The sequence below is a fragment of the Parablastomonas sp. CN1-191 genome, from assembly GCF_049354825.1.
Lineage (GTDB): Bacteria > Pseudomonadota > Alphaproteobacteria > Sphingomonadales > Sphingomonadaceae > Novosphingobium.
In genome coordinates this window covers 2398445-2417761 of record NZ_CP186480.1, presented here as the reverse complement: position 1 = coordinate 2417761, position 19317 = coordinate 2398445, and the positions used below count along the sequence as shown (strand labels likewise).

The window sequence follows — 19317 nt, the reverse complement described above, 5'->3', positions numbered from 1 at the left end:
CGGCAGCGGACTAGGACCGCGTGGCGATGACCGACAGCCTGACGATCCAGCTTTGCCAGCTCAACCAGTCCGTCGGCGATCTTGCCGCCAACGCCGCAGCGATGCTGGCCGCGCGCGAGCGGGCCCGAACCGCCGGGGCGGACCTGGTGGTGTTTCCCGAACTGCAACTGATCGGCTACCCGCCCGAGGACCTGGTGGTGAAGCCCGCCCTGATCGAACGCGCCGCCGCCGAGCTTGACGCGATGGCCGCGCATACCGCCGACGGCGGCCCGGCGATGCTGGTCGGCAGCGTGTTCGTGCGCGACGGCGACCTGCACAACGGGATGGCGCTGCTCGACGACGGCAAGGTGGCGGCAACGCGCTTCAAGCACGAGCTGCCCAATTACGGCACTTTCGACGAGATGCGGCTGTTCCAGCCCGGCCCGCTCCCCGAGCCGATCGTGTTCCGCGGGGTGATGATCGGCCTGCCGATCTGCGAGGACATCTGGCATCCCGATGTCTGCCGTCACCTGGCCGAGTTCGGCGCCGAGATCCTGATCTCGCCCAACGGCAGCCCCTACGAGATCGACAAGGACACCCTGCGCATCGACGGGGTGGCCAAGCGCCGCGCGGTCGATACCGGGTTACCGCTGGCCTATCTCAACCGTGTCGGCGGGCAGGACGAACTGGCCTTCGACGGCGCCAGTTTCGTGGTCAACGGCGACGGCAGCCTGGCCGTGCAGATGACCGACTGGGAAGAGCAGGAAACCACCACCCGCTGGACCCGCACGGCAACTGGCTGGCGCTGCGACAAGGGCGAGATCGCCCCGCTCGCCGACCATCCCGAGGACATCTACTGCGCGATGACGATCGCGCTGCGCGACTATGTCGACCGCAACGGCTTTCCGGGCGTGGTGCTGGGCATGTCGGGCGGGATCGACAGCGCCATCTGCGCGGCGATCGCCGCCGACGCGCTTGGCCCCGATCGGGTGTGGTGCGTGATGCTGCCCAGCCGCTACACCAGCGAAGGCAGCCTGGCCGACGCGGCCGCGTGTGCGCAAGCGATCGGCTGCCGCCACGACGTGATCCCGATCCAGCCCGCGGTGGAAGGCTTCGACGCCATGCTGCAAGGCAGCTTTGCCGATCGCGCCGTCGACCTGACCGAGGAGAACCTGCAATCCCGCATCCGCGGGGTGACGCTGATGGCGCTGTCCAACAAGTTCGGGCCGATGCTGCTGACCACCGGCAACAAGAGCGAGATGAGCGTCGGCTACGCGACCATCTACGGCGACATGGCGGGCGGCTACAACCCGCTCAAGGATGCCTACAAGACGACCGTCTTCGCCATCGCCCGCTGGCGCAACGGCAAGCGCCCCAAGATCGGTCTCGGCCCCGAAGGCGCGGTGATCCCGGACGCGATCATCACCAAGCCGCCCAGCGCCGAACTGCGCCCGGACCAGAAGGACAGCGACTCGCTGCCTCCCTACGACGTCCTCGATCCGATCCTGCAAGGGCTGGTCGAGCACGACAAGTCGGTCGCCCAGCTCGTCGCCGAGGGGTTCGATCGCGACACCGTCACCCGGATCGAGCGGCTGCTGCACCTGGCCGAATACAAGCGCCGGCAGGCGCCGCCGGGGGTCAAACTGGGCACGCGCAACTTCGGGCGCGACCGCCGCTACCCGATCACCCACGCCTTCCGCTCGGCCTAGCCGGTCGCCAGCGCCGGACGATCCGCTATAGGCGAGCCATGAACGCCCCCGTCGTCACCCGTTTCGCCCCGTCGCCAACCGGCCGCCTCCATGTCGGCAACGTGCGCACCGCGCTGATCAACGCGCTGCTGGCGCGCCGCCACGGCGGCCGCTTCGTGCTGCGCATTGACGACACCGATACCGCGCGCAGCCGCGAGCAATTCGTCACCGCGATCAGCGACGACCTCGCCTGGCTGGGCCTCGACCCCGACGCGCAGGTGCGCCAGTCGGACCGCTTCGCGCTTTACGAGGCGCGGTTTGCCGAGCTGGCCCAGGCAGGGCGCGTCTACCGCTGCTACGAAACCGCGCAGGAGCTTGACCTCAAGCGCAAGATCCTGCTCGGCCGCGGCCTGCCGCCGGTCTATGACCGCGCGGCGCTGGCCCTGGACGAGGCCGATCATGCCCGCTTCGCAAGCCAGGGCGTGGCGCCGCACTGGCGCTTCCGGCTCGACCACGGCGCGCCAATCGCCTGGAACGACGGCATTCGCGGGCCGCAGGCGTTCGACCCGGCGACGATGTCGGACCCGGTGGTGCGCCGCGCCGACGGAACGTGGCTTTACATGCTGCCCAGCGTCATCGACGACGTCGACCTTGGCATCAGCGATGTCGTTCGCGGCGAGGATCACGTCTCCAACACCGCCGCGCAGATCCAGATGTTCGCCGCGCTTGGCGCCGCGGTGCCCCGCTTCGCGCACGCAGCGCTGCTGGTGGGCAGCGAGGGCAAGCTGGCCAAGCGCCTGGGCTCGCTGGGCGTGGCCGAATGGCGCGAGGACGGCATCGAGCCCGAAGCCGTAATCGCCCTGCTGGCACGGATCGGCACGTCGGACCCGGTCGATCCGCAGCTCGATCCCGCCGCGCTGGCGGCGGCTTTCGACCTGGCGCGGTTCGGCCGTGCCCCGGCCCGATTCGACGAGGCCGAACTGGCACGCACCAACGCGGCCGTGCTGCACCGCCTGCCGTACGCCCGCGTCGCTGCGCGCCTGCCCGAAGGAATGGACGCGGCCGCCTGGGACGCGGTGCGCCCCAACCTGACGACACTGGCCGATGCCGGGTCGTGGTGGCGGGTCATCACCGGGCCGGTCACGTCGCCGGCGCTGGACGATGACGACCGCGCCTTCGTGGCGCAGGCCGCCGAGCTGGCCGCGACGGCCTGGCCCGCCGATCCCTGGCATGCGCTGACCGCCGCGCTGAAGGAGCGCAGCGGGCGCAAGGGCAAGGCGCTGTTCCTGCCGCTGCGCCGGGCGCTGACCGGGGCAAACCACGGTCCCGACATGGCGGCGCTGCTGCCGCTGATCGGGCAGGCCGAGGCGGCCGAGAGACTGCGCGCCGCGTCGGGCTAGGCGGCGGCTTTCTTGCGCGCGGGTTCGCCCGCCGCTTCGACCAGCCGCTTTTCCAGCGCCTTGAGACGGGCTGCTCCGTCGACCTTTTCGCCCAGCAGGTCGGTGACGTAGAACGTATCGACCGCGCGTTCGCCATACGTGGCGATGTGCGCCGAATGGACGATCAGCTTGGCCTCGAACAGCGCCCGGGCAAGCTGGTGGAGCAGCGCCGGGCGATCGCGGGCGTTGACCTCGATCACGGTGAAGCGGCTCGAGGCGGCATTGTCGAAACCCGCGCGCGGCGCCACCGCAAAGGCATCGGCGCGCAGGCGCGCACTGGGCCGCGCCGCCAGCTGCGGCTGCAGCGCCGCGCGGTTGGCCAGCGCGTCGGCAATCGCGCCGCGCAGGCGGGCCAGCTGGCTGTCCTCCGAAAACGGCTGGCCGAGCGGGTCCTGGACCAGGAAATTGTCGACCGCCATGCCGTTGCGGGCGGTGTGGATGCGCGCGTCGATGATGTTGCCGCCGGCCAGGTGGATACCCCCGGCAATGCGATAGAACAGCCCCGCGTGATCGGCGGCGATGACGGTCACCAGCGTGGCGCCGCGCGCGGCATAGTATTCGGTATGGATGCTGAGCGGCTCGCTGCCGATGCGGCCCAGCTGCAAGAGGTTGCCGGCGATCACGTCGTCAGGCTCGGCAATCCAGTAGGCGTCGCGCAGCAGCGCGCCGTGGCTTTCGACCAGCGCTGCCTCGCCGTCCAGGCGCGCTGCCACGGCCGCCTTCTTCGCGGCGACGCGCTCGGCCCGGCCGTGATGCGCGTGGCCCAGCCGCAGCCGCTCTTCGGCGGCGTTGTAAAGCTCGTGCAGGAGCTGGCGCTTCCAGCCGTTCCACACCCCGGGACCGACCGCGCGGATGTCGACGATGGTCAGCAGCGACAGCTTGCGCAGCCGTTCCAGCGACTGGACCACCGCCACGAAGTCCGAGATCGTCTTCCAGTCGGCCAGGTCGCGCTTGAACGCGGTCGCGCTCATCAGCAGGTGATGGCGCACCAGCCACGACACCATCGCGGTATCCTCGGCATCGAGGCCGAGCCGCGGGCAGAGCTTCATCGCCACCTCGGCGCCGAGCTGCGAGTGATCGCCGCGCCGGCCCTTGGCGATATCGTGCAGCAGTACCGAGACGTAAAGCGCGCGGCGGCGGCGGACCTTGTGGATGATCTCGCTGGCCAGCGGGTGATCGGCCTTGAGCTCGCCGCGCTCGATCCGGGCGAGCAGCCCGATCGCGCGGATCGTGTGCTCGTCGACCGTGTAGTGGTGGTACATGTCGAACTGCATCTGCGCGTTGACGCGCCCGAATTCGGGAACGAAGCGCCCGAACACGCCCGCCTCGTTGAGCCAGCGCAGCGCCACTTCGGGGTCGTGGCGGCTGGTCAGCAGCTCCAGGAACGCCTCGCCGGCACGGGGATCGCTGCGGTGCGCGTCGATCAGGCGGGCATCGCGCACCGCCATGCGCATCGTGTCGGGGTGAAGCTCGTAGCCGTTCTGGTCGGCGATCACGAAAATCTCGATCAGGCGGACCGGGTCCTCCCGGAACCAGGTGTCGGACGGCGCCGCGATCCGTCCGCCGAACACCTTGTAGCCCTTGAGCAGGCGCGGCCGGGCGCGAAACCCGGCCAGGAGCCCGCGCGGCTGCTGGCGGCCCGAGGTTTCCTCGAGCTGGGCCAGGAACAGCCCGGTCAGGTGGCCGACGCGTTTCGCCTGCAGGAAGAAGTACTGCATGAACCGCTCGACCGCGCTCTTGCCGGGGCGATCGGCAAACTGCATCCGCGCCGCGACTTCGCGCTGCAGGTCGAAGGTCAGGCGGTCCTCCGCCCGGCGGGTGATCGTGTGGAGGTGGCAGCGCACAGCCCAGAAAAAGCTCTCGGCACGGGTGAAGGCGCGGTACTCCGACGCGCTCAGCAGCCCGACGTCGACCAGTTCGGCGGGATCGCGCACGTGGTGCAGATACTTCCCGATCCAGTACAGCGTGTGAAGGTCGCGCAGGCCGCCCTTGCCCTCCTTGACGTTGGGTTCCACCACATAGCGGCTGTCGCCCAGCTTCCGGTGCCGGTCGTTACGCTCGGCCAGCTTGTCGGCGACGAACTGGCGCTCGGTGCCCGAAACGACCTCGCTCCAGAACCGGCGCATCGCCTCGTCGAACAGCGCCTGCTCGCCCCACACGTAGCGCCCTTCGAGCAGCGCGGTGCGGATGGTCAGGTCGCCCTTGGCCATGCGCACCATCTCGTCGAGCGAGCGGCTCGAGTGGCCGACCTTGAGCCCCAGGTCCCAGAGGAAATAGAGCATCGCCTCGATCACCTGCTCGCACCAGGCGGTCGACTTGCGCGGGGTGAGGAAGGCGATGTCGACGTCGGAATGGGGCGCCATCTCGCCGCGGCCGTAGCCGCCCACCGCCATGATCGCGAGGCGCTCCGCCGAAGACCGGTTGTTGGCCGGATAGACCGCGGTCACCACGTGGTCATGGATCACCCGCACCAGCTGATCGATCAGGAACGCCATCGCCGCGGCGCTGTCGTTGCCCGCCGATGGCCGCGCCTCTAGCCGGCGGGCGATCTCGGCGCGGCCGGCGGCCAGCGCCTCGTTGAGAAGCGCGACAATCGCGGGCCGCGCCGCGGCGCCGCCCGCCGCGGCAAGGGCGGCGATTCCCTCGCCCAGCGCGCGGCGGTCGACGATCGCCCGCTGGTTGGGGATTCGCGGCGCGCTCACGCGGGCTCGTCCGCCTCCCAGCGCGGCACGTAGAGCGTGCGCAGCGCCCGCTTGTCGACCTTCTCGGTCCCCAGCCGCGGCAGCGCTTCGTGCGCCTGCCAGATCTTCACCGGCACCTTGAACGGCGCCAGCCGCTGCGACGCCCACTCGCACAGCGCCTCCGGCGTCAGGTCGGCGCCCTCTTCGGCCAGAAAGACAGCGCCCACTTCCTCGCCCAGCCGGGCCGAAGGCAGGCCGAAGACGCTCGCCTCGGCGACGCCGGGATGCGCGTAAAGCGCCTGCTCGACCTCGATGCAGGAAATGTTCTCGCCGCCGCGGATGATGATGTCCTTCTTGCGGTCGACGATGAACAGATAGCCGTCGCCGTCCAGATAGCCCAGGTCGCCGCTGCGGAACCAGCCATCGGCAGTCAGCGCCGCGGCGGTCGCCTCCGCATTGTTCCAGTAGCCGCGGAAATTGCAGATCGATCGGATCGCGATCTCGCCGGTCTCGCCCTGCGGCAATTGCCGCCCGGCATCGTCGAGAATGCCGAGTTCGACCAACGGGCGGCTGGCCGGGCCGGTCGACCCCGGCTTGTCGAGGTAATTCTCGTTGACGTTGCCGGCGCCGACGGCGTTGGTCTCGGTCAGCCCGTAACCGAGCAGCGGATAGGCGCCGGGCAGCGCCTCGCGAATGCGGCGAACGTGATCGACCGGCCGGGGCGCGCCGCCGGCAGCGAACGACTTGCAAGTGGAAAGGTCATAGCGGGCGCGATTGGGATGCGTGGCGATCTCGTAGCTCATCAGCGGGACCCCGACGAAGTAGGATACCTGCTCGCGTTCGATCAGGCGCATCGCCTCTTGGGCATCCCACTTGGGCATCAGCACCAGCTTGCGCCCGATCACGAACGACTGGAGCATGACCGGCACTTCGCCGGTAACGTGGAACAGCGGCACGTTGACCAGGGTCGCCGGCTGGCCGACCGGCGGTTCGCCGCGGTCGGTGAGGTGGTGCAGCACCAGCAGCGTCTGGGCGACGTAGTTGTAGACCGCCTGGGTGACGCCGAGATGGTCCGACCAGGCGCCCTTGGCCTGCCCTGTCGACCCCGAGGTGTAGAGGATGGTGGAGAGGTCGTCGCCGGTCAGCGCCGGCAGCGCGGTATCCGTCCCGCCGCCGCGTGCCATGAGCGGGCCCAGGCCCGTCAGCGGATCGCCGCCATGCGCGAATTCGACGACCTCGGCCCCGTGGGCGGTACCCTCCAGCCGGGCCGCGCGGGCCGCATCCGCCAGGACCAGCCGGCATTCGGCCAGCGCGATGCCTTCGGCCAGCTCGGCACCGGTCCACCAGCCGTTGAGCAGCGTCGCGCAGCCGCCCGCCATCAGCACGCCCATGTAGGCGACGATCCAGTTGGCAGAATTGCGCGCCGCGATCCCGACCCGCTCACCCTTCTGGAGGGCAAAGCCTGCCACCAGCCCGCCCGCGACCGCGCGCGCCGCGGCATAGGTCTGCGCAAAACTGAGGCGGACATCGCCATCGACCAGGAAGGTGGCGTCGCCGTGCTGCGCGCAGGTCGCCTCGAACATCACGGCCAGGGTTGCGGGCGCGGCCTTTAGGATCGGCAGCTCGCGCCCGTACATCGTCATCGGTTCGGTCTCGAGCGGGCCGCCCGCCGCCGACAGGCGATCGAGGACATCTTGCAACGACTTGTCGAGTTCGCTCGTCATCGGGCATCCCTGTCCACCGGTCCCCGCCGTGCGCGTCCCATTCGCACGGGTATCGGCCGGGTTTGTTTCTCTGTGCGTTCCATGCCAAAGGCGGCGCGAACATCCGTTCGGACGCGCCGCCGCCCGCGGCCCGCCCGGTCTAGGGGGAGCCCGCCTTGCTGTCATCAATATTGGCGATGCCGTGGGCGTCCGCGCTTGGCGCGGCCACGCCGCTCTACTGGCAGGACCTTGGCCTAAAGCCCTACCTGTTCCAGCTCGGCTGGTTCGAACTGCGCTGGTATTCGCTGGCCTACCTGGCCGGCATCATCCTGGCCTACTGGCATCTTTCGCGCATGCTCAAGGCGCCCGGCGCGCCGATGGCGCAGCGCCATGCCGACGACCTGTTCTTCTGGTGCACGCTGGGCATCATCCTGGGCGGCCGCATCGGCTATGCCACCTTCTACGCGCCCGAGCTGTGGACCAGCCTGGACATCTTCAAGCTGTGGGAAGGCGGCATGAGCTTCCACGGCGGCCTGATCGGCGTGCTGCTGGCGATCGCCTGGGTCTGCCGCTCGGGCGGGCTGAAGTTCCTGCGCGTGGCGGACTATATCGCGGTCTGCGTGCCGTTCGGCATGTTCTTCGGCCGCCTCGCCAACTTCGTGAACGGTGAATTGTGGGGCCGCGTGGCCGGGCCGAACGTGCCGTGGGCGATGGTATTTCCCGGCGCCGCCGGACCGCTGCCGCGCCATCCCAGCCAGCTTTACGAAGCCGGGCTGGAAGGGCTGACGATGGGCATCATCATGCTGTCGCTGTTCTGGCTGACGCGCGCGCGCTGGCGGCCGGGCCTGCTGGTGGGCACGTTCGCGGCCGGGATCGCGCTGTGCCGCTTCACGGTCGAGTTCTTCCGCGAGCCCGACGCCCAGCTGCAGGAATTCGCCGCCCGCACCGGGCTGTCGATGGGCCAGTGGCTGACCATCCCGCTGTTCCTGACCGGGCTTTTCTTCGTCATTCGCGCGCTGACGAAAAAACCGCTGCAGGCCGGCGCCGCGCTGGCGGCATGACCGCGCCGGCCGACCTGGCCGGCCGGTTTCGCAGGCTGATCTCCGCCACCGGGCCGATCGGCGTGGCCGCCTACATGGGCGAGGCCAATGCCCACTACTACGCCGCGCGCGACCCGCTGGGCGCCGCCGGGGACTTTGTCACCGCACCGGAAATCTCGCAGATGTTCGGCGAACTGGTCGGACTGTGGTGCGCCGACCTGTGGGACCGCGCCGGGCGCCCCGCCGCCGCCTGGGTCGAGCTGGGCCCCGGGCGCGGCACGCTCACCGCCGATGCGCTGCGGGCGATGCGCGCCGCCGGGCTGACCCCGCCGGTCCATTTCGTCGAAGCTTCGCCGGCGCTGCGGGCCGAGCAGGCGCGCGCCGTGCCCGCTGCCGCCTGGCACGACGATCCCGCCTCGCTTCCCGCCGACGTCCCGCTGCTGGTCATCGCCAACGAGTTCTTCGATGCCCTGCCGGTGCGCCAGCTCGTGCGCACCGAGAGCGGCTGGCGCGAACGCGTCGTCGTGCCCGAGGGCGACCGGTTCGCCTGCGCCGCCGGGACGGTGCCGATGGACGCGGCGATCGGCGCCGCCTGGGCCGAAGAGCCTGCCGGGACCATCGCCGAAACGCGCCCGGCGGCCCAGGCGGTCATGGCCGACCTGGCCGCGCGGATCGCCGCGCAAGGGGGCGCGGTGCTGGCCATCGACTACGGTTACGACACGCCGCGCACCGGCTCGACGTTGCAGGCCGTGCGCGGCCACCGGAAAGTCGATCCTTTCGAAGCCCCGGGCACCGCCGACCTGACCGCGCTGGTCGATTTCAGCGCGCTGCGCGGCGCCGCCGGGAACTCGGCCGTCCATGCCTGGGGGCCGGTCGGCCAGGGGCGCTGGCTGGAAGCGCTGGGGCTGGGCCAGCGGGCCGCCGCGCTGGCCGCCGCCCGGCCGCGGCGCGCCGCCGATGTCGCCGCCGCCCGCCGCCGCCTGGCCGATCCGGCCGAGATGGGGGAACTGTTCCGCGTCCTCGCGCTTACAGCCCCGACATGGCCGGCCCCCGCCGGCTTTTCCGCCGAGGCCCGATGAGCGAGACTTGCGACGCTGCCGTGATCGGGGCCGGCCCGGCCGGCCTGACCGCCGCGATCTACCTGGCGCGGTTCCGCCGCCGGGTGATCGTGATCGACCGCGGCGGCAGCCGCGCCAAGCTGATCCCCACCAGCCACAACCACGCCGGCTTTCCCGAAGGCATCCATGGCGAGGACCTGCTGGCGCGCATGCGCCAGCAGGCAGAGCAGTACGGCGCGGAAATCCGCAGCGGCGACGTGACCGCGCTGGAGCAGGGCGAGGACGGCTGGCGCCTGGGCGGAGACGGTATCGCGCTGACTGCGCGCGCGGTCATCCTGGCCACCGGGGTCGACAATCGCGGGCTCGACATGGAGCCGGCCGAACACCGCGCCGCGCTCGAGGCCGGACAGCTGCGCTACTGCCCGATCTGCGACGGGTTCGAAGCGTCCGACAAGCGCATCGCGGTGGTCGGGGCCGAAACGCACGGCGTGGCCGAAGCGCTGTTCCTGCGCACGTATTCGGACCGCGTCGCGCTTTACACCTTCACCGAGAACGAGCTGCACGAAAAGGACCGCGCCAATCTTGCCGCCGCCGGCGTGTCATGGGATCCGCGCCCGGTCGTGCGCTATGACTTCGGCGGCGACGCGGTGGTGCTCCACTTTGCCGACGGCAGCAGCGACCGGGTCGATACGCTTTACCCCGCGCTCGGCTCCGAACCGAATACCGAGCTGTTCGCCAGGCTGGGCTTGCGCGCCGATCCCGATGGCTGCGCGGTTACCGACGGGCACCAGCGACTGGGGCTGACCGGCCTTTACGCCGCCGGCGACGTGGTGGCCGGCCTCGACCAGATCTCGGTCGCGATGGGGCACGCCGCGATCGCCGCCACCGCGCTCCACAACGACTTGCGCGAACGCGACGGCGCGGTACCCGCCTAGCCGTGCGGAACGAAAGCGCGGCTCGTCCGTCTCTTGCGCAGTTCCCTTGTCTTCACAGTCTCCGCAGGAGTTTTCCCATGCGCAAGTTCGTCCTCGCCCTCGTCCCGGCCCTGGCGCTCGTCGCCGCTTGCAAGGGCGGCAACACCGCGCCCGATGCCGCCGCCAGCGAAGCCGCCACAGCCACCCCGGGCGCGACCGTTGCCGCCGCGATGCCGACCGTGCCCGCCGACGCGCGCAGCGTCGTCTTCGTCGGCACCTATTCGCACGCCGGCGCGAATGGAAATCCCGAGACGCTGGAGCTCAAGCTGGACGATACCTACGCCTGGACCGACGCGGCGGGCAAGACGATCACCGGCAAGTACGCGTGGTATTCGGATCATCGCCGCATCCTGCTGACCGGGGCGGCGAACAACGCGGTCTTCGCGGTCGCCGACGGCGGGCTTTACAAGATGGCCGGCAAGGACGCGCCGATCGGCACCTTCACCGCCGACCAGCTGTGGACCCGCAACCCGGGCGCCTAGGCGCTCAGGACCCCGCTGCCGCCGGCGCCAGGTCGACGACGCGCGGCTGTTCGGGCACCGTCCGCACCGGCACCGCCTTGATCCAGGCTTCCATCGCCTCGATATCGAGCGGTCCGGGCACGCGGTCGGTCCCGGCGGCCAGCTGCCGGAAACCGTCGCCGCCGCCCAGTAGGAAGTCGCTGACCGCCACGCGGTAATCGGCACCGGGATCGATCGGCTTGCCGTTCAGCGTCGCCGACACCAGCCGGCTACCCTTCGGCCGGCGCGAATCGAAGCGCACGGCCATACCTTGCGAGACGTAGAGCGAGCCGTCCTCGCTCGAACCGCCGACGCTCTGTTCCAGGATCGACAGCACGGCGGCGCCCTTCAGCGTCACCGTCATCACCTGGTTGCCGAACGGCTGGACGCGGTAGATGTCGCCGAAGGTCACCGTACCGTCGCTGCCGACGTTGAGCGGGGCGCGAACGCCGCCGTTGTTCATGAAGGCGATCTGCGCCCCGGCCGGCTTGCCCGCGGCCAGCTGCGCATCGGCGATCAACTGACCCTGTGCGGTCTTGTTGCCCGCGGCGCTGACCGCGCCGATCGGCCGGGCCGAAAAGTCGTGCGCGGCCGCGGCATAGGTCGCCACCGTCGCGGCGACGTCGGCGCGAGGCTGGAAGACGGGGTAAAGGTCGCTGTTGGCAACGGCCCCGCGCGAATTGGTGAACGGCTGCGACTGGACGACGACGTTCCTGGCCGTGCGGCCGACCACGCGGTGGGTGGCGGGATCGATTTCCAGCCGGATGTCGGTGACCAGCGTGCCGTTGTTGCCGGCACTGGTCAGTAGCATCGGCGCGGTCCCGCTGTCGCGCCGGTAATCGCACACGTAGGACTTGTGCGTGTGGCCCGATATCACGATGTCGACGCGCGGATCGAGCCTGGCCAGGATCGGCAGGATATCGCCCGAGATGTCGGTGCAGGTGTTGGGGTTGCCGCCGGTGCCCTGGACCGCGCCTTCGTGGATCAGCACGACGACCGCGTCGGCCCCTTGCGCCTTCAGTTGCGGCACCAGCGCGTTGATCGTCGTCGCCTCATCGGCAAAGGTCAGCCCCTTTATGCCCCCGGGGGAGACGATCCCCGCCGTCCCTTTCAGCGTCAGGCCGATCAGCCCGACGCTGACTTCGCGGGCGCCGCTGCCGAAGTGCTTGATCGCGGTGGCGGGAAACAGCGTCGAGCCATCGGGCAGGATCGTGCTGGCGGCCAGGTACTTGTAGCCCGCGCCCGCGAACGGTTCGACCGCACAGGGCGTGCGCTGCGTGTTGCGGGCGCAGCCGCCCAGCTGGACGCGCTTCAGTTCGACCTGGCCGCGATCGAACTCGTGATTGCCGACCGCGGTGTATTCGAGGCCCATCGCCGTCAGCGCCTTGACCGAAGGTTCGTCGAGATAGAGCGAGGACGTCAGCGGCGAGGCGCTGATGAGGTCGCCCGCGGCCACCGTCAGCGTGTTGGCGTACTGGCTGCGCACGCTGTCGAGCGCGCTGGCGAGATAGGCCGCGCCGCCGGCCGGCACCGCCACCGTGCCGCCCTTGCCGTCCGCCATCATGACGATCTGGCGCGGCTCTTCCAGCGCGCCGTGGAAATCGTTGATCGCGGCGATCCCGATCGTGACCGGGGCGGCCGCTTGCGGCGGTGCGCTGCGCGGAGCGTGAACGGTGTTGCAGCCCGCGAGCGCGAGCGAGGCGACCAGCGCGGCGACGGCGCCTGGGGCGATCCGGAATGTCATGCCCCGGCGATTACCGCAAACGCGCGCGTTCTGCCAACGGCTTAGGGCCGCATAAGCGACGGGATGAGCGGCAGCAGCTCGCGGGCCAGGAATCCCACCGGGCCGACCTGTTCGCCGCAGCGCCGCCCGGCCTCGCCGTGGAGCCATACCGCCCACAGCGCGGCATCGAGCGGGGCCGCCCCGCGCGCCGCCAGCGCCGCCGCGATGCCGGCCAGGACGTCGCCCGACCCGCCCGTCGCCAGCCCGACGCCGCCGCCGGCAAAGGCGAACAGTGCCCCGTCCGGATCGGCGATGAACGTTGTCGGCCCCTTGACCAGCGTAACCGCGCCGTACCGCGCCGCACCTTCGCGCGCCGCGGCGGCAGGGTCGGCAGTGATGCGTTCGGGCTCGCACTCCAGCAGCGCCGCCATCTCGCCGGGGTGCGGGGTCAGGATCGTCCGCCCGCCGCGCGCCTTCACCGCGTCTGCGCGGGCGGCAAGGCCGGTCAGCACCATCGCGTCGAGCACCAGCACCGGCGCGCCCTCCAGCAGCGCGTCGGCGACCCGTTCACCCGCCTCGGCGCTCGCCATCGCGGGTCCGGCGACGACTGCGTCGCAATAGGCCAGCGCGTCGCCCAGCGCGGTGCAGTCGGCGATCTCACCGCCTGTTTCCGCCAGCGCGATGACCCCGATTTCCGGCATGGCGACGCCCAGCGGCAAGGCGAGCGGGGCGGGGACGGCAACCTGGACCTTGCCCGCTCCGGCGCGCAGCGCGGCTTCGGCGGTCAGCGCCACGCCGCCGGGAACGCCCGCGCTGCCGCCGATGGCGAGCACGCGGCCGCGCTCGTTCTTGTCGGCGCCCGGTTCGGGCCGCGGCAGCGGTCGTTCCAGCAGCAGCGCGCTGTCGAGAGGCACCGCCGCGCCCATCAGCCGCGCGCCGCGACCATCTTTTCGGGCGCCTTGGTAACCGGCGTGCCCTCGGTATCCATCGGCGCGGTGACGTTGTAGCGCGCCAGCACCAGGTTGCCGTCCTTGCCCGCAGCCGGATCGAAACGATACTCGGTAAGCCCGCAATTGGCGATGTCGCCCTCGCGGTCGATGGCCAGGATCTGTTCTTCGGTCAGGTTCTCGATCACGTAGCGCAGGCACAGCACCACCACCTGGTGCGCGACGATCATCACGCGGCGCCCCGCGTAGTGCAGGCTGACGGTGTCCATCAGCGCGCGCAGGCGAAAGATCACGTCGACCCACGATTCGCCGCCCGGCGGCCGGTGATAGAACTTGCCCAGCAGGGCGCGCAGCTCGGCCTGGCGGGGTTCCTCGCAGACTATGCCGTCGCGGGTCAGGCCGTCGAGCACGCCGAACTCCTTTTCGCGCAGCCGCTCGTCCAGGCAGACCGGTTCGTCGGGGGCGCAGCCGCCGGCATCGCGGAACAGCTCGGCGGTCTGCCTTGCGCGCACGTAGGGGCTGGCAAGCAGGACGTCGGGGCGGCCGTCCTCGTGCGCGGCGGCGAACCAGCGGCCAAGCGCGCCGGCCTGCTCGCGGCCAAGCTCCGACAGCGGCACGTCGACGTCGCGCTTGTCGAGGGCGATGCGCAGCGCGCCCGCCTCCATCGCGGCGTCGCGGGCGACGTTGCCCGCGCTCTGGCCGTGGCGCACCACCCACAGCACGGCGGGCCAGCGGCTGTGCGCGGGCGGGTGGGCAAAGCGATCCGGGGCAGCGGCCATGCGAACCTCAACGGCGCGGGCGCTTGCCGGTTCCGTCAGGCGGTCAGCACGCCAGACAGCGATACCGCCGCACCCAGCGCGAAGCCGACCAGCAACGACAGCACCATGTCGCCCTGGGGTCCCAGCAGCCGCCTCATTTCAGCGCCACGCGAGCGCCCGCGTCCCAGCCGCCGCCCAGCGCGCGGAACACCGCGATCTGGCTGCGCGAGACCAGCGCGTCCTGGTCGGCCAGCGCGGCCTCGGCCTCGGCCAGCGTGCGCTCGGCCTCCAGCGTGTCGAGCGAATTGATCACCCCTTCGCGGTTCTGCGCGCGGGTGATGCGCGCTGCGGTCTGCGCGGCGGTGACGGCGGCGGTCAGGTCGCGCCGCCGCTCGATCGCGCGCGCGTAGGCCGACAGCGCCGTCTCGGCCTCTTGTAGCGCGGTCAGCACGGTGCCGTCGAACGCGGCGAGCGAGGCGCGCGCATCGGCGTTGGCAGCGTCGATCCGCGCCCGCGCCGGCTCCTGGTTGGGAAAGGCCCAGTTGATCAGCGGTCCCAGCAGCAGCCCCAGCGGCCCGGCCGAAAACAGCCCGCCCAGGCTCGACGCGGTCGAGGTCAGCGAGCCCCCCAGCGTGATGCGCGGATAGAGGTCGGCGGTGGCGACGCCGACGCGCGCGGCATCGCCGGCCAGGCGCTGCTCGGCGGCGCGGACATCGGGACGGCGGGCGAGCAGTTCGCTGCCCTCGCCCACCGGCAGCGGCGCGGTGATTTCCAGCGCCACCGAGCGCGCGCCGGAAACCGCCGGAAGGGCGGCCGGCGCACGGCCCGTCAGCGTCGCCAGCGCGTAGAGCGCGGCGCTGCGCTCGGCCTCGATGGCGGGGATGGCGGCGGCGCGCTGCTGGCGCAGCCCCTCGATCCGCGCGACCGCCAGGCCGTCTTCCAGGCCCGCCTCGTGGCGGCGGCGGGTCAGCCTGAGACGCTGGTCGAGCAAGTCGACGATGCCCTGGCCGACCGCGATCCGCGCCGCCGCGCTGGCGGCATCGGCATAAGCCTGGGTGGTATCGGCAACGACCATGACGCGCACCGCGTCGGCATCGGCCTGCGCGGCGGCAAGGTCGGCGCGGCTGGCGGCGATGCCCTTGCGGACGCGGCCGAACAGATCGACCTCGTAGCTGAGGTTGACCCCGCCCGACAGCAGCGCGCCGTCACGGTCCGCGCCCGGCGGCACGCTGTCTTCGGGCTGGCGCGCATAGCCGCCCGAGGCCGACAGGCCGGCCGTGGGCAAGCGGTCCGCGCGGGCGCCGCGCAGCGCGGCGCGGGCGCGCTCGATCCGGGCGGCGGCCACGCGAATGTCGGTGTTGGCGGCGATCGCATCGCCGACCAGCCGGTCAAGCACGGGATCGCGGTAGAGCCGCCACCAGTCGGCGGGCAGCGGGGTTGGGCTGACTGCGGCACCGGTATCGGCGACGAAGGGCCCGGCGGTCACCGGCGCGGGCTTGAGCGCCGGCGCGCCGCCGGGCCCGGCCGCGCAGGCCGCCAGGGCGCCCGCGGAAAGGGTGGCGAGGAGGAAGGTGCGAAGTTGCATGGGCGCTCTCATTCAGCCGGAAGGGCGTCGAAGCCGGGGCGGGCGCGGCGGACCCGGAACGCGGCGATGCGGTCTGCCAGCGTGCGGCCGACGACGTAGAAGGTGGGGGTGAAGATCAGCCCGAAGCCGGTCACGCCCAGCATTCCGAAGCACACCGCGGTGCCCAGCGCCTGGCGCAGCTCCGCCCCGGCGCCGTGCGCGACCACCAGCGGCAGCGATCCCAGCACGAAGGCGAAGCTGGTCATCAGGATCGGGCGCAGGCGGGTGCGCGCCGCCTCGATCGCGGCCTCCACCGGCGTCAGCCCGCGCTGCTGTTCGCCCTGGAGCGCGAATTCCACGATCAGGATCGCGTTCTTGGCGGCCAGCGCGATCAATACGACGAGGCCGATCTGGGTCAGCACGTTGTTGTCCATGCCGCGCAGGTTCACGCCGATCATCGCCGCCAGCAGGCACATCGGCACTATCAGGATGATCGCCAGCGGCAGGACCAGGCTTTCGTACTGCGCGGCAAGCACCAGGAACACGAGCAGCACGGCCAGCGCGAAGATGACCGCGGCGGTGCTGCCGGCATGGCTCTGCTGCCAGGCGATACCGGTCCACTCGGTCTCCATCCCCGCGGGCAGGGTCTCGGCGGCGATCCTTTCCATCGTCGTCAGCGACCGGCCCGACGAACCGCCGGGCGCGGTATCGCCGTCCACCGCCACAGCCGGCGCCAGGTTGTAGCGCGTGACGCGGTACGGCCCGGCGGTGTCGCTGAAGGTCGCGACCGAGCCGAGCGGCACCATCGCCCCGGCACTGGAGCGGACGTAGAGCCCGGCGATGTCGGTCACGTCGTCGCGGTACGGCGCGTCGGCCTGCGCGGTGACGCGGTAGGTGCGCCCCAGCAGGTTGAAGTCGTTGATGAAGGCGCTGCCGAGATATACCGAGAGCGTGTCGAAGATGTCCGACGGCGCAACGCCCAGCAACTGCGCCTTGTCGCGGTCGATGTCGGTGTGGATGCGCGGCGTGCCGGTATCGAAGAAGGTGTAGACGCCCGCCAGGCCCTTGTCGGCGTTGGCCTTGGCGATCACTGCGTAGGCGGCGTCCTGCAGGGCCTTGTAACCCTTGCCGCTGCGATCCTCGATCATCATGCGGAAGCCCCCGGCCGAGCCGATGCCCTGGATCACCGGCGGCTTGACGATCATCAGCCGCGCCTCGTTGATGTCGGCGGTGGCCTTCTGCGCCTCGGCTACCAGCGCGTCGACGGTGAGGCCCTTCCTCTCGCGGTTGGCAAAGGTGTCGAGCACGACATAGGCGGCGGCGGAACTGGCCTGCTGGGTCTGGGTCGTCCCGTCGAAGCCCGAGAACATGACCGCGCCCGTCACGCCGTCGATGGCCATGATGCGGTCGGCCACTTTCTTCATCACCGCGTCGGTTCGGGTCACCGCACTGCCCGCCGGTAGCTGGATCACAGTCAGGAAATAGCCCTGGTCCTGCTGGGGGATGAAGCCGGTGGGGGTCGACGCCATCGTCGCACCGGTCAGCCCGATCAGCACCGCATAGGCGATCAACATCCGCTTCGGCATCGCCACCAGCCGCGCGGTCAGCCCGGCATAGGCATCGCTGAAGCGCGTGAAGGCCGTGTTGAAGCGCTCCCCGGCGCGGTCGATCGCGCGGCGCCAGGCCGGGGCGCTGTCGGGCAGGTGCTCGTGCGGGCGCAGCAGCAGTGCGGCCAGCGCCGGCGACAGCGTCAGCGAGACGACCAGCGAGATGATCGTCGCGGCCGATATCGTGACCGCGAACTGCTTGTAGAACGCGCCCGAAAGTCCGCCGATGAACAGCGTCGGCACGAACACCGCGCACAGCACCAGCACGATCGCGATCAGCGCGCCGCCGACCTCGTCCATCGAGCGGCGCGCCGCCGCCAGCGGGGTCATCCCGTGTTCGAGGTTGCGCTCGACATTCTCGACCACCACGATCGCGTCGTCGACGACGATGCCGATCGCCAGCACCAGCCCGAACAGCGACAGGTTGTTGAGCGAGTAGCCGACCAGCTGCAGCACCGCGAAGGTTCCGACCAGCGACACCGGGATCGCCAGCACGGGGATGATCGACGCGCGCGCCTTCTGCAGGAACACCACGATCACCAGCACCACCAGCACGACCGCTTCGAACAGCGTGTGGAAGACCGCGTCGATCGACTGCGAGATGAATTCGGTCGGGTTGTAGACGATGCGGTATTCGAGTCCCCTGGGGAACGACCTGGACAGGTCCTCCATCTCGGCCTGGACGCCTTCGGCGGCGGACAGCGCGTTGGAACCGGCCTTCTGGAACACCGGGATCACGACCGAGGGCTTGCCGCTGAGGTAGCCCGAGGTGGCGTAGTCCTGCGCCCCGATCTCGACCCGGGCGACGTCGCCGACGCGGACCCGGCGGCCCTCGCCGTCGGTGCGGATGACGACGTCGGCGAACTGGCTGGGGTCGGTGAAGCGGCCTTGCGTCTCGACATTGAGCTGGAAGGCGGCGTCGGGGCTCGGCTGCTGGCCGAGCGTGCCGGCGGCGACCTGCACGTTCTGGGCGCGCAGCGCGCGGACGATGTCGCTGCCGGTCAGCCCCAGCGCGGCGGCGCGGCCGGGATCGATCCAGATCCGCATCGCCAGTTCGCGCTGGCCGAACATCTGCACGTCGCCCACGCCGTCGAGCCGGGCGAGGCGGTCCTTGATGCGCGTCTGCGCGTAGTTCGACATGTATTCGCGGTCGAGGCTGCCGTCGGGCGAGACCAGGTTGACCACCATCAGGAAGTCGGGGGTGGTCTTGCGGGTAACGACGCCAAGCCGCTGGACTTCCTCGGGCAGGCGCGCCTGGGCGATGGCGACGCGGTTCTGCACCAGCGTCTGCGCGGCATCGAGGTCGGTCCCGGCGGCAAAAGTGACGGTTATCGTCACGCGCCCGTCCCCGGTCGATTCGCTCGACTGGTACAGCATCCCGTCGACGCCGTTGATTTCCTGTTCGATCGGGCCGGCGACGGTATCCGCCACCGTTTCGGCCGAAGCGCCGGGATAGACGGCGCTGACGGTCACCGTCGGCGGGACGACCTCAGGATACTGGCTGACCGGCAGGAAAACATAGCTGATCGCGCCGATCAGCGTGATCAGGACGGCGATGACGCCGGCAAAGATCGGCCGGTCGATGAAGAAACGGGACAAACGCATGGACGGGTTCCGTGCCGAAAGGGAAAGGGCGTGACCGGTAGGCCGGGCGGT

The 19317-nt window shown here is 70.8% G+C and carries 13 protein-coding genes; 6 read left to right on the top strand and 7 right to left on the bottom strand.

Annotated features, from left to right (window positions below):
• The first annotated feature begins 26 nt into the window (after nt 1–26).
• A complete protein-coding gene (locus ACOYW6_RS11995) occupies nt 27–1688 on the top strand; it encodes an NAD+ synthase (protein WP_423141547.1) in 1662 nt (553 codons plus the stop codon).
• Nucleotides 1689–1726: 38 nt separating this feature from the next.
• Nucleotides 1727–3067, top strand: a complete 1341-nt coding sequence (gltX, locus tag ACOYW6_RS11990; protein WP_423141546.1) for a glutamate--tRNA ligase — start codon at nt 1727–1729, stop codon at nt 3065–3067.
• Here the strand turns inward: gltX and ACOYW6_RS11985 are convergent.
• Nucleotides 3064–5808, bottom strand: coding sequence for a [protein-PII] uridylyltransferase (locus ACOYW6_RS11985; RefSeq protein ID WP_423141545.1), 2745 nt, complete (start codon nt 5806–5808; stop codon nt 3064–3066). The two genes, gltX and ACOYW6_RS11985, sit on opposite strands and share 4 nt — an antisense overlap.
• On the bottom strand, nt 5805–7511 hold the full coding sequence (locus ACOYW6_RS11980; protein WP_423141544.1) for a class I adenylate-forming enzyme family protein: 1707 nt from the start codon (nt 7509–7511) through the stop codon (nt 5805–5807). The genes ACOYW6_RS11985 and ACOYW6_RS11980 overlap by 4 nt, the downstream gene beginning before the upstream one ends.
• Nucleotides 7512–7687: 176 nt before the next feature.
• On the opposite strand from ACOYW6_RS11980, the gene lgt reads away from it, so the two are divergent.
• From lgt to ACOYW6_RS11960, 4 genes are all read left to right on the top strand, one after another.
• On the top strand, nt 7688–8551 hold the full coding sequence (gene lgt / locus ACOYW6_RS11975; RefSeq protein WP_423141543.1) for a prolipoprotein diacylglyceryl transferase: 864 nt from the start codon (nt 7688–7690) through the stop codon (nt 8549–8551).
• Nucleotides 8548–9609 (top strand): class I SAM-dependent methyltransferase, encoded by a 1062-nt coding sequence (locus ACOYW6_RS11970; RefSeq protein ID WP_423141542.1) that lies wholly within the window; start codon nt 8548–8550, stop codon nt 9607–9609. Before lgt ends, ACOYW6_RS11970 begins: the two co-directional genes overlap by 4 nt.
• Nucleotides 9606–10523, top strand: a complete 918-nt coding sequence (locus ACOYW6_RS11965) for an NAD(P)/FAD-dependent oxidoreductase (RefSeq protein ID WP_423141541.1) — start codon at nt 9606–9608, stop codon at nt 10521–10523. Before ACOYW6_RS11970 ends, ACOYW6_RS11965 begins: the two co-directional genes overlap by 4 nt.
• A 77-nt stretch (nt 10524–10600) precedes the next feature.
• On the top strand, nt 10601–11044 hold the full coding sequence (locus tag ACOYW6_RS11960) for a hypothetical protein (protein ID WP_423141540.1): 444 nt from the start codon (nt 10601–10603) through the stop codon (nt 11042–11044).
• A 4-nt stretch (nt 11045–11048) separates the two neighbouring features.
• Here the strand turns inward: ACOYW6_RS11960 and ACOYW6_RS11955 are convergent, their stop codons facing one another.
• The 5 genes from ACOYW6_RS11955 to ACOYW6_RS11935 all read right to left on the bottom strand — a co-directional run bounded on the left by ACOYW6_RS11955 (nt 11049) and on the right by ACOYW6_RS11935 (nt 19266).
• On the bottom strand, nt 11049–12806 hold the full coding sequence (locus tag ACOYW6_RS11955; protein WP_423141539.1) for a bifunctional metallophosphatase/5'-nucleotidase: 1758 nt from the start codon (nt 12804–12806) through the stop codon (nt 11049–11051).
• A 41-nt stretch (nt 12807–12847) separates the two neighbouring features.
• Nucleotides 12848–13699 (bottom strand): NAD(P)H-hydrate dehydratase, encoded by an 852-nt coding sequence (locus ACOYW6_RS11950; protein ID WP_423141538.1) that lies wholly within the window; start codon nt 13697–13699, stop codon nt 12848–12850.
• Nucleotides 13700–13710: 11 nt separating this feature from the next.
• On the bottom strand, nt 13711–14511 hold the full coding sequence (locus tag ACOYW6_RS11945; protein ID WP_423141537.1) for a histidine phosphatase family protein: 801 nt from the start codon (nt 14509–14511) through the stop codon (nt 13711–13713).
• 133 nt (nt 14512–14644) lie between these two features.
• Nucleotides 14645–16075: an efflux transporter outer membrane subunit gene (locus ACOYW6_RS11940; protein WP_423141536.1), complete on the bottom strand. Its 1431-nt coding sequence runs from the start codon at nt 16073–16075 to the stop codon at nt 14645–14647.
• Between the two features lie 8 nt (nt 16076–16083).
• Nucleotides 16084–19266, bottom strand: coding sequence for an efflux RND transporter permease subunit (locus ACOYW6_RS11935; RefSeq protein WP_423141535.1), 3183 nt, complete (start codon nt 19264–19266; stop codon nt 16084–16086).
• Between the last annotated feature and the right edge of the window lie 51 nt (nt 19267–19317).

Excerpts from the sequence above, each read along its gene's own strand:
- ACOYW6_RS11995 (WP_423141547.1), top strand. The coding sequence starts at position 27 with ATGACCGACAGCCTGACGATCCAGCTTTGCCAGCTCAACCAGTCCGTC.
- gltX (WP_423141546.1), top strand. The coding sequence starts at position 1,727 with ATGAACGCCCCCGTCGTCACCCGTTTCGCCCCGTCGCCAACCGGCCGC.
- ACOYW6_RS11980 (WP_423141544.1), bottom strand. The coding sequence starts at position 7,511 with ATGACGAGCGAACTCGACAAGTCGTTGCAAGATGTCCTCGATCGCCTG.
- lgt (WP_423141543.1), top strand. The coding sequence starts at position 7,688 with ATGCCGTGGGCGTCCGCGCTTGGCGCGGCCACGCCGCTCTACTGGCAG.
- ACOYW6_RS11970 (WP_423141542.1), top strand. The coding sequence starts at position 8,548 with ATGACCGCGCCGGCCGACCTGGCCGGCCGGTTTCGCAGGCTGATCTCC.
- ACOYW6_RS11965 (WP_423141541.1), top strand. The coding sequence starts at position 9,606 with ATGAGCGAGACTTGCGACGCTGCCGTGATCGGGGCCGGCCCGGCCGGC.
- ACOYW6_RS11960 (WP_423141540.1), top strand. The coding sequence starts at position 10,601 with ATGCGCAAGTTCGTCCTCGCCCTCGTCCCGGCCCTGGCGCTCGTCGCC.
- ACOYW6_RS11955 (WP_423141539.1), bottom strand. The coding sequence starts at position 12,806 with ATGACATTCCGGATCGCCCCAGGCGCCGTCGCCGCGCTGGTCGCCTCG.
- ACOYW6_RS11945 (WP_423141537.1), bottom strand. The coding sequence starts at position 14,511 with ATGGCCGCTGCCCCGGATCGCTTTGCCCACCCGCCCGCGCACAGCCGC.
- ACOYW6_RS11940 (WP_423141536.1), bottom strand. The coding sequence starts at position 16,075 with ATGCAACTTCGCACCTTCCTCCTCGCCACCCTTTCCGCGGGCGCCCTG.
- ACOYW6_RS11935 (WP_423141535.1), bottom strand. The coding sequence starts at position 19,266 with ATGCGTTTGTCCCGTTTCTTCATCGACCGGCCGATCTTTGCCGGCGTC.